The following is a 10,585-nucleotide window of genomic DNA, read 5'->3' on the forward strand; positions in this document are numbered from 1 at the left end:
GCTTCCTCAAGCATATTCTAACAAATTACGACTTGCTGCGTTAGAGGCTCCTGTGTTTCATACCCTTTGGTGCCTTGCAGCGCAGCGGAAAGGAATGGTCATAAAAATGTCCAATATGATCCAGGCGGCCCGGGAGCAGGTGGCCGCTCTCACCCAGGCGGCCTATGAGAAGGCCGCCGCCCAGGGCCTGCTGCCCGGCGGCGCAGAGGTAAAGGCCACCATTGAGATCCCCAAGGATCCTACCCACGGGGACTATGCCTCCTCCTTTGCCATGGCGGGAGCCAAGGCTCTTCACAAGGCCCCCCGGCAGATCGCTCAGACCATTGTGGACAACCTGGAGCTGGAGGGAACCTTCTTTGAAAAGGTGGAGATTGCCGGCCCCGGCTTCCTCAACTTTACTCTGGGCAGCAAGTGGTACGGCCAGGTCCTGACTGACATCCAGGCCGAGGGCAACACCTACGGCAAGGTGGACGAGGGCAAGGGGGAAAAAGTGATGGTGGAGTTTGTCTCCGCCAACCCCACTGGTCCCATGCACATCGGCAACGCCCGGGGCGGCGTGTTGGGCGACGCCCTGGCCGCCGTGCTGGAGCGGGCTGGCTACGACGTGTGGCGGGAGTTCTATGTCAACGACGCCGGCAACCAGATCCACAAGTTTGCCATGTCCATTGAGGCCCGGTACCTTCAGATCGTGCTGGGAGAGGAGAACTATCCTTTCCCTGAGGACGGCTACCACGGGGATGACATCAAGGAGCTGGCCCAGGCCTTTTACGATCAGCATGGCGACTCCTACAAGGACAAGAGCCAGGAGGAGCGGCAGGAGGCCATGGCCCAGTATGGCCTGTCGGTGAATATCCCCAAGATGAAGGCCGATCTCCGCCGCTATCAGATCGAGTATGACGAGTGGTTCCTGGAGTCCACCCTCCACGACTCCGGCTATGTGGCCGAGACTGTGGGCATGCTGGCTGACAAGGGCTGGACCTACGAAAAGGATGGGGCCCTGTGGCTCAATACCACCGCCCTGCTGAAGCAGAAGTTCCTGGCCGAGGGCAAGACCCAGGAGCAGGTGGACAAGCTGGATCTGAAGGATGACGTGCTCCGCCGGGCAAACGGGTTCTATACCTATTTTGCCGCCGACATCGCCTACCACCGCAACAAGCTGGAGAAGCGGGGATTCTCCAAGGCCATCAACATTTGGGGTGCTGACCACCATGGTCACGTGGCCCGGCTCCAGGCCGCTCTGGATGGACTGGGCCTGGATGGTTCCCACCGGCTGGTGGTGGTGCTCATGCAGCTGGTGAACCTGCTCCAGGACGGCCAGCCTGTCCGCATGTCCAAGCGGTCTGGCAAGGCTATTGCCCTGCGGGATTTGCTGGACGAGGTGAGCGTGGACGCCGCCCGGTTCTTTTTCAACTCCCGGTCCTCCACCTCCGCCCTGGACTTCGACCTGGATCTGGCGGTGCGGCAGGACTCTGACAACCCGGTGTACTATGTCCAGTACGCCCACGCCCGGATCTGCTCTCTGGTGAGCCGTCTGGCGGAGGAGGGGGCCATGGTGCCCGACGCCGCCGGGGTGGACGCCGCCCTCTTTGCCACCGCCGAGGAAAAGGCTCTCATCAAGACCCTGTCTCAGCTGCCCGAGACGGTGCGCATCTCCGCCCGGGACTACGATCCCTCCCACATCAACCGGTACCTGGTCACCCTGGCCGGGGAGTTCCACCGATTCTACAATTCGTGCCACATCAAGGGGGAGGAGCCCGCCCTGCTGTCCGCCCGGCTCAAGCTGGCCGACACCGTCCGGGCGGTCATCGCCAACTGCCTGGCGCTCATCGGCGTTACTGCCCCCGAGAAAATGTAACATGGACTTCCCTGCGGGGCGCGCGTAAGCGCGCCCCCTTTTTTGTAAAAGTGAAGGAAAAGGATGGAATACTGCAGGCATGTTTTAGATAACATAGTAAAGTGGTGAATTTTGAAGGAATTGTGAACGAGTCGTGCAATTCTTACATTTATATAAAAGAAACAAAAATTTTCTCTTAACCTTCTGTTAATTAGTATGTAACACTCTTGTAATCTTTTCAAAGCGTGGTATCATATCCATGGCATAGCTGACGGGCACACCGCCGGCAGTCCCTTCGGATGACATGGATGGAGGATTACGAGAAATGACCATGCTGGATCTGTTGGATATTTTGAATTTTGGCGTCATGCTGTTCTTTACCCTGCTGTATCTCTATCAGGGCCTCTATGTGGTGGTGGGCTTGGTGTACCGCCGGTGGCGGGACAGCCATCAGCCCTCCAAGCTCCACAAGTTTGCCGTGATTGTGTCCGCCCGTAACGAGGAGGGGGTCATCGGCGAGCTGCTGGAAAGCCTGAGGCATCAGAAGTACCCCAGAGAGCTGCTGGACCTGTATGTGGTGGCGGATAACTGTACCGACGGCACCGCCGAGGTTGCCCGCCGGGCGGGAGCCATGGTGTACGAGCGGTTTGACCAGCAGAACAAGGGCAAGGGCTACGCTATGGACTACCTCTTCCGCCAGCTGAAGGCGGAGGGGAAGGACGACTACGACGGCTATTTTGTCTTTGACGCCGACAACCTGGTGGATGAGAACTTTGTGGCCGAGATGAACCGTACCTTTGACCGGGGCTACGATGCCGTCACCTGCTATCGCAACTCCAAGAACTTCGGGGACAACTGGATCTCCGCCGGCTATTCCATCTGGTTTTTGCGGGAGGCCCGGTTCCTCAACTTCCCCCGTACCCTGCTGGGTACCAACTGTCACGTGTCGGGCACCGGCTTCCTGGTGTCCGCCCGTGTGATCGAGGCCAATGGGGGCTGGCCCTTCCACCTGCTCACCGAGGATATCCAGTTCTCGGTAGACTGCGCCATCAAGGGCCGAAAGATCGGCTACTGTGACAAGGCGGTGGTGTTTGATGAGCAGCCCACCACCTTCCGCCAGTCCTGGGATCAGCGGCTGCGGTGGTCCAAGGGCTTCTATCAGGTGGACCAGGAGTACACCCTGCCCCTGCTGCGGGGGTGCTTCCGCCGGGGCCGTCTGGGTACCTCCTGCTACGATATGTTTGTCACCGTGGCCCCTGGAATGCTGCTCACTCTGGCTACTCTACTGTTCAACGGCCTGATTCTGCTGACCTGTCTGACCCAGCCCACCTACATGGCCGCTCGAGTCATTAACGCCGCTGGCGGCTTCATGATGTCCACCCTGTGGAACTTCTATCTGGGTCTGCTGATCTACGGTCTGCTTACCGTGCTGTCCGAGTGGAAGCACATCCAGGCCAGCGCCCTTCAAAAGGTATTCTACGTATTCACCTTCCCCATTTTCATGTTTACTTATATCCCCATCTCTATTGCTGCCCTGGTGAAGAAGGTGGAGTGGAAGCCCATCTACCATACCTCCGCCAAGCGGGTGGGCGGTATGAGCTGACCGGACCAATACAGAACATAAAGTCGCGCCCCTGTATTCCAAAGCGGAATACAGGGGCGCGATATTTCTATGAGCCCGATGCGTTTTTTTGGCTCTGGCTGCCGTAATAAAAGGCGATGACCACCGAGAAGATGGTGAGAAACTGGTCGGCGGCCACCTTGCCGGTGATGGCCAGATGGAGAAAGGCAATGGTCAGAATCAGTGTGACTACGTTCTGCACCTGCATCAGACATTGGAACAGCTGCTTCACAGGAGCCCTCCCTTGCCGTTGGATGGGGCGGGGCGGGCGCGCTCCGCCGGGCCATTCTATGCCGGGCTCAGCCGCGGAGCAGCTTGTCCAGCTCGGCCAGGGCGCTGTCCAGCAGCTTGCCCACCGGCAGCTCAGCCACACCGGCCACGGTATTATCACACTGGTTCATGGGGATGAGGATCTTTCTGGCGGGGGACTGACCCACCGCCACCGCCATATCCGGGGAGATCTCCCCCAGCAGGGCGTCGGCAATGACGATGCCCAATGGTCCCAGGATCACGTCCGCCTTCCGGCAGGCCACCTTCAGGGCGTTCTCTCCGGTGGCTCCCTGGTAGGCACCGCCCTTCAGCATAGCCGCCGTTGCCATGCTGTTGGTGCCCACCGCAAAGACCCGGCACTGTGGATAGCGGGTGGTGATGGCCCGCACCAGCTGCTGTCCGATGCGGCCTCCCTGGCCATCGATCACTAACAGTTCCATTGGCATCCCTCTTTTCTCTCTATATGCCCCTATCATACCACAGGGGGGAGCGGGATACAATGGGGACAAAAAAACCGGGAGCACCTCATGGCGCTCCCGGTCATCCATATGTTCAGTATGTTTGGTTGGTGGGTCATTGGGGCGTTCTTTAGAAGAACATGCCCCACAGCAGGAAGCCGCCGCAGGCCACCACTCCGGTAAAGATGGTGACAATCACCAGATAACCCATAATGTTGCGGGCGGACAGGCCTGCGATACCCAGGGCGGGCAGCGCCCAGAAGGGCTGGATCATGTTGGTCCACTGGTCGCCCCAGGCGATAGCCATGGCGGCCCGGCCGTATTCCACACCCATCTCGGTGGCGGCAGGCATAACGATGGGGGCCTGGACCGCCCACTGGCCGCCGCCGGAGGGCACGAAGAAGTTGATGATACCGGCAGACAGGAAGGTCAGCACGGGGAAGGTCACATCGTTGGAAATGTTGGTGAAGAAGTGGGCGATGATAGAGGCCAGAGACACACCGTCGGCGTTGGCGGCCACCATCAGGCCCATGATGCCGGCATAGAAGGGGAACTGGAGCAGGATGCCGGCGGCGCCGGCAGCGGCGTCACTGATGGCGTCCACATACTTCCGCAGGTCGCCGTGGAGCAGGATGCCCAGGAACAGGAAGATCATGTTGACGATGTTCAGGTCCAGGTTGAAGCCCTTCTGCACGAAGTAGTACACGATGTACACAAAGCCCAGGATCAGGGTGATGGCCCACAGGATGCGGCTGTGCTCGATCTTGTCAGCGGGGGTCTCGATCTTGTACTCCCGCTCGGCCTCATCCACCAGCAGGGCGGGATCCACCACAATGGTGTGCTCCTTGTCGGGGTGCATGGCGTAGTTGACGAAGGGCATCAGCACCAGGATCACGACCACCATCAGCAGGTTCATGGGGTGGAAGATGGTGTCGCCGGTGGGGGCGAAGTAGTTGACACCCAGGATCTCAGTGCCGCCGGCAGCGCCAATCTGCAGGGGGATGGAGCCGGACAGGCCGGCGTGCCAGATCACGAAGCCGGAATAGGCGGCGGCGATCAGCAGGGGGTAGTCCACGTCCTTCACGCGCTTGGCAACCTCGCGGGCCAGCAGAGCGCCGGCGATGAGGCCAAAGCCCCAGTTCAGCCAGCAGCAGATGGTGGACACGAAGGTGGTGATCAGGATGGCGGAGCGCTTGTTGTGGGCCAGGGAAGCGATGGCGCCCAGAGCCCGCTTACAAACCTTGGCGGAAGCCATGGCGGAGCCAAGCACCAGCACCAGAGCCATCTGCATGGCGAAAGCCAGCAGGCTCCAGAAGCCGTCCTTGGTAGCGCCCTTGCCGCCCCAGGCCCAGACCAGTTCCAGGGGGCCCTGCTGGGTGCCGGCCATGGCGGCGATAAAGACCACGATGGTCAGAATGATAGCAAACAGGAAGGGATCGGGCAGCCAACGGTTGACCACACGCACGCAGCCGTTGGTAAACTTTTTGAACATACGAATTCCTCCTCACACAAATCTCTCAGAACACATATGATCCCACCAAACACAGCTGCATTATAGTCTTGTTGCCGGGATTTGTCAACCTAGAATGGGTAGTTTTGGTTAAAAACACGAAGTGCGGCGGAAAGGGAAAAAATATCCTGAAATAAAATTTAATTTCTAAAAAAATTGGATTGCATCACAAAAAAAGTGTTGGCTCATCGGAAGATGAACCAACACTGGAAAGCGGGTTTACCGAAAACGGGAGGCGGATGTTGTGTAAATTGACGATAAATATTTGTCCGTAGAACCTGTCATCACAAATATATTTGGTCCTACCGCTCTGGGATGGACTTACAGCAGGATAACCCCAGCGTCCTGACAGGCCTGGATGGTCTGCTCGTCCCAAACAGAAGCCTGCACCTCGCCGATATGGGCCTTGCCAAGCAGCAGCATGCACAGCCGGGACTGGCCGATGCCGCCGCCGATGGTCAGGGGAAGCTTGCCCTCCAGCAGCATCTTGTGGAAGGGCAGCTCCCGGCGGCTGTCACAGCCGGCGATGGTGAGCTGCCGGTCCATGGCCGCCGGGTCCACCCGGATGCCCATGGAGGACACCTCAAAGGCGTGGCCAAGCACCGGGTTCCACACCAGGATGTCCCCGTTCAGGGTCCAGTCGTCGTAGTCGGGGGCCCGGCCGTCGTGGGGCTTGCCGGACTTGAGAGCCCCGCCGATCTGCATCAGGAAGGTGGTGGGGTGATCTTTCACCCAGGCGTCCTCCCGGTCCTTGGGGGACAGGTCGGGGAACTGATCCTCCAGCTCCTGGGTGGTGACAAAGGCCACGTCGGTGTCCAGGGGGGGCAGGGCGGTGAGCTGGGGGAACACCGAGCGGAGGGTGGCCTGGGTCTCAGCCATGGCCTTCACGATGGTGCGCACGGTGTCCTTCAGGTAGTCCACGTTCCGGTCCCGGGGGGCAATGACCTTTTCCCAGTCCCACTGGTCCACGTACACCGAGTGGAGGTTGTCCAGCTCCTCGTCCCGGCGGATGGCGTTCATGTCGGTGTACAGCCCTTCGCCCACGGAGAACTGATAGCGGTACAGGGCCATCCGCTTCCACTTGGCCAGGGAGTGGACCACCTGGGCGTCCCGGCCCGCGTCGGGAATGTCGAAGGAGACGGGGCGCTCCACCCCGTTCAGGTCGTCGTTGAGGCCGGTGGAGGCCTCCACGAACAGGGGGGCCGACACCCGGCGCAGATGGAGGGCCCCCCCCAGGGTGTCCTCAAACAGCCGCTTCAGCAGACCGATGGCTTTCTGGGTGTCGTACAGATTGAGACAGGGGGCGTACCCCTGGGGGATAACGGTTTGCAGCATGGGAAACAACTCCTTCTGTTGATGTTACAATGTACCACATTATACAAGAAAAGTGCCGGTGACACAAGCCCTCATCGATGGGCCAGCCACAGCTTTTTCCGGGCCCGCAGCACAAAAAAGCAGATGCGGACGATCCAGTCCCCCACCATGGCGATCCACACCCCGATGACCCCCAGGCCAAAGTGGACCCCCAGGATGTAGCTGCACCCCAGCCGGACGATGAGCATGGAGCAGATAGAGATGATCATGGGCACCTTCACGTCCCCGGTGGCCCGCAGGGCGTTGGGCATGGTGAAGGCCATGGGCCAGAACAGCATGGCGCAGCCGTTGTGGATAAGGATAAGGACGGTAGCGTACCAGTTGGTCTCGGGGGTCAGGCTGTACAGCCGGAGGATCAAGGGGAGCCCCAGCAGCAGGATGCCGTTCAGGGCCCAGGTGAAGAGATAGGTGGTTTTCACCAGCTTGACGGTATAGGCGCGCACCTGGTCCCAGGCCCCCGCCCCCACGCACTGGCCCACCACCGTGATGAGGGCCAGGCCCATGGCGGTGCCGGGAATCACGCCAAAGTTGTCGATGTTGTTGGCCACCGCGTTGGCGGCGGTCTGGGCGGTGCCGAAGGTGGAGATCAGGCTGACCAGCAGAACCCGGCCCAACTGAAAGAAGCAGTTTTCCAGGCCGTTGGGCACTCCAATGGAGAGGATGCGGCCCATCATGGATGGGTCCAGCCGGAATCGGAGCAAGCCGGATACCCGTACCGGGTTGTGCCTGCTGTGGAGGAGGGTCAGCATGATGACAGCGGCCACCATCCGGGACAGCAGGGAGGACAGAGCCACTCCGGCCACCCCCTGGCCGAAGCCAAACACAAAGACCGCGTTGCCCACCACGTTCTGGCCGTTCATCCAGGCGGAGACGCACATGGAGGCCCGGGAGTTGCCCATGGCCCGCAGCAGGGCGGCGCAGCCGTTGTACAGGGCGATAAAGGGGTAAGACAGGGCGGAGATGATAAAGTAGGTCACAGCCCCCTCCATGACGGCGGGCTCCACCTGGCCGAAGAGCAGCCCCAGCAGGGGGCGGCAGAAGGCCAGGCACAGGGCCATGATGACCAGAGCGGCGGCGGAGACGATGTATATCAGCTGATTGGCCGCCCGGTTGGCCCGGGGCAGGTCCTCCGCCCCGATGGACTGGGCGCAGATGACGGCGCCGCCGGTGGCCAGGGCGGCGAATACATTGATAATAAGCACGTTGATCAGGTCCACCAGGGCCACGCTGGATACGGCGGCCTCCCCGGCGGAGGACACCATCATGATGTCGGCCATGCCTACCATCACCGCCAGAAACTGCTCGATGATCAGGGGGACGATCAGTTTTTTCAGGGCTTGTTTGGAAAACAAAGGGGTTCTCCTCTCTCTCTTGGGTTTTGCAGTAAAAAAAGTATACTACCGCTCCGGGAGAGGACGCAACCGGTAAAACCCACAGAACGGCGGGCAGTTCCCGCTTGCCTTTTTGACGGCCAGGAGGTATAATTTTTTCTGACATTTGCGGTTACGTTTACCTGTTTGAGGAGGAAGCCATGGAAAAGATTCAGATGACCACTCCCCTGGTGGAGATGGACGGCGACGAGATGACCCGGGTACTGTGGCAGCAGATCAAGGACGAGCTGTTGCTGCCCTTCATTGACCTGAAGTGCGAGTATTACGACCTGGGCCTGCCCTACCGGGAGGAGACCGGCGATCAGGTGACCATAGACTCTGCCGAGGCCACCAAGAAGTACGGCGTGGCGGTAAAGTGCGCCACCATCACTCCCAACGCCCAGCGGGTGGAGGAGTACAAGCTCTCTCAGATGTGGAAGTCCCCCAACGGCACTATCCGTGCCATTCTGGACGGTACTGTGTTCCGGGCCCCCATCATGGTGAAGGGGATCTCCCCTGTGGTCAAGACCTGGAAAAAGCCCATCACCATTGCCCGTCACGCCTATGGCGACGTGTACAAGTCCACCGAGTACCGGGTGCCCGGCCCCGGCAAGGCCGAGCTGGTGTTTACCGACGAGAACGGCGCCGAGCAGTTCCGCCAGACTATTTATGACTTCGAGTGCGGCGGCGTGCTCCAGGGCCAGTACAACAAGGACAGCTCTATCTGCTCCTTTGCCCGCTCCTGCTTCCAGTATGCCATCGACACCAAGCAGGACCTGTGGTTCGCCACCAAGGACACCATCTCCAAGAAGTATGACCACACCTTCAAGGACATCTTCCAGGAGATCTTCGATGCCGGGTACAAGGAAAAGTTCGACGCGCTGGGCATCGAGTATTTCTACACCCTCATCGACGACGCCGTGGCCCGGGTGGTCCGCTCCCAGGGCGGCTTTATCTGGGCCTGCAAGAACTATGACGGCGACGTGATGAGCGATATGGTGTCCACCGCCTTCGGCTCTCTGGCCATGATGACCTCCGTGCTGGTGAGCCCCGACGGCAAGTATGAGTACGAGGCCGCCCACGGCACCGTCACCCGCCACTACTATAAATATCTGAAGGGGGAGGAGACCTCCACCAACCCGGTGGCCACCCTCTTTGCCTGGACCGGCGCCCTGCGCAAGCGGGGGGAGCTGGACGGCATCCAGGCCCTGGTGGATTTTGCCGACAAGCTGGAGGCGGCCACCATCGCCACCATCGAGGGCGGCGTGATGACCAAGGACCTGGTGGGCCTGTGGGAAGGGGAGACCCCCGCTCAGGGCGTCAACTCCCTGGACTTCCTGAAAGCCATCCGGGCCAAGCTGGAGGCCAGCCTGTAAGAGGTTTCAGGCCGAAAAGTCTTGTGAAAGGGCGGCTGAAATGATATGATGAAAAGGGGGCGGCCTTCCGGTCGCCCCCTTTTCAATTTATTGGAGGAGGGAACAGCATGAAAAAACGGATCCTGACAATTTTGCTGGTTTTGGTTCTGTTAGTGGGGAGCCTGCCTGCCGGGGCCATTTCCGGGGACTATGACCGGAACGCCCGGGAGTGTGCCGTGCTGTTGTACAATTATGGCTTGCTGGACGGCTCCGGAACCCTGGCCGACGGTACGGTCGACTTCAGCCTGGAGCGCCCCATGACCCGGGGTGAGGCCATCACCATGGTGGTCCGCCTTACCGGCGGCAAGGAGGATGCCCTCAGCGGCGGCTACAGCCATCCCTTTACCGATGTGGACAGCTGGGGCGACCCCTATGTGGGCTACGCCTACGCCATGGGTATCAGCAACGGTGTGTCCGCCACCTCCTTCGGCTTCAAAAACTACATTTCCCAGGCGGAATATCTGACGCTGATGTTGCGGGGCATGGGCTATGACTGGGTGGACTGGCGGGACCCCTACACCACCGCCACCCAGGCCGATCTGCTGGAGGGCAGGGACTATGACCGGGTGGACACCTTCCTGCGCAAGGATATGGCCCTGCTGTCCTATGGCCTGCTCAACACCATGGTGGTGGGGGCGGATACTACCCTGTACGGCGTGCTGGAGGAGAAGGGCGTGCTGATCTACCGGGAGCTGCCCACGCCCAACCCCACGCCTACGCCCACAGTTACCCC

Annotated in this window: 9 protein-coding genes; 4 read left to right on the forward strand and 5 right to left on the reverse strand. The window is 60.2% G+C overall.

Going from position 1 to position 10,585, the window contains the following annotated elements; genetic code table 11:
- Window positions 1-106 precede the first annotated feature (106 nt).
- Together argS and H6B51_RS14600 are read left to right on the forward strand one after the other, a co-directional pair.
- Complete coding sequence (gene argS, locus H6B51_RS14595; protein WP_204884384.1) at window positions 107-1,855, forward strand: arginine--tRNA ligase; 1,749 nt, start codon at window positions 107-109, stop codon at window positions 1,853-1,855.
- A 304-nt stretch (window positions 1,856-2,159) separates the two neighbouring features.
- A complete protein-coding gene (locus H6B51_RS14600; RefSeq protein WP_204884385.1) occupies window positions 2,160-3,437 on the forward strand; it encodes a glycosyltransferase family 2 protein in 1,278 nt (425 codons plus the stop codon).
- Between the two features lie 67 nt (window positions 3,438-3,504).
- On the opposite strand, the gene H6B51_RS14605 is transcribed toward H6B51_RS14600, so the two are convergent.
- From H6B51_RS14605 to H6B51_RS14625, 5 genes are all read right to left on the reverse strand, one after another.
- Window positions 3,505-3,687, reverse strand: a complete 183-nt coding sequence (locus H6B51_RS14605) for a hypothetical protein (protein WP_204884392.1) — start codon at window positions 3,685-3,687, stop codon at window positions 3,505-3,507.
- A 67-nt stretch (window positions 3,688-3,754) separates the two neighbouring features.
- Entirely contained in the window at window positions 3,755-4,165 is a 411-nt protein-coding gene (locus H6B51_RS14610) for a DUF3842 family protein (RefSeq protein WP_204884386.1), read from the reverse strand.
- Window positions 4,166-4,313: 148 nt separating this feature from the next.
- Window positions 4,314-5,675, reverse strand: a complete 1,362-nt coding sequence (locus H6B51_RS14615; protein ID WP_204884387.1) for a short-chain fatty acid transporter — start codon at window positions 5,673-5,675, stop codon at window positions 4,314-4,316.
- A gap of 339 nt (window positions 5,676-6,014) precedes the next feature.
- Window positions 6,015-7,028: an aspartate--ammonia ligase gene (gene asnA / locus H6B51_RS14620; RefSeq protein WP_204884388.1), complete on the reverse strand. Its 1,014-nt coding sequence runs from the start codon at window positions 7,026-7,028 to the stop codon at window positions 6,015-6,017.
- A gap of 71 nt (window positions 7,029-7,099) precedes the next feature.
- Window positions 7,100-8,419 (reverse strand): MATE family efflux transporter, encoded by a 1,320-nt coding sequence (locus H6B51_RS14625; RefSeq protein ID WP_204884389.1) that lies wholly within the window; start codon window positions 8,417-8,419, stop codon window positions 7,100-7,102.
- Window positions 8,420-8,598: 179 nt separating this feature from the next.
- Between H6B51_RS14625 and H6B51_RS14630 the strand changes: the two genes are divergently transcribed.
- Together H6B51_RS14630 and H6B51_RS14635 are read left to right on the forward strand one after the other, a co-directional pair.
- Complete coding sequence (locus H6B51_RS14630; RefSeq protein WP_204884390.1) at window positions 8,599-9,813, forward strand: NADP-dependent isocitrate dehydrogenase; 1,215 nt, start codon at window positions 8,599-8,601, stop codon at window positions 9,811-9,813.
- 107 nt (window positions 9,814-9,920) lie between these two features.
- On the forward strand, window positions 9,921-10,585 hold a 665-nt coding region (locus H6B51_RS14635; protein ID WP_204884391.1), incomplete at its 3' end, for an S-layer homology domain-containing protein.

Origin of the sequence: Pseudoflavonifractor phocaeensis (assembly GCF_016901955.1) — a bacterium.
Taxonomy (GTDB): Bacteria; Bacillota; Clostridia; order Oscillospirales; family Oscillospiraceae; genus Flavonifractor; species Flavonifractor phocaeensis_A.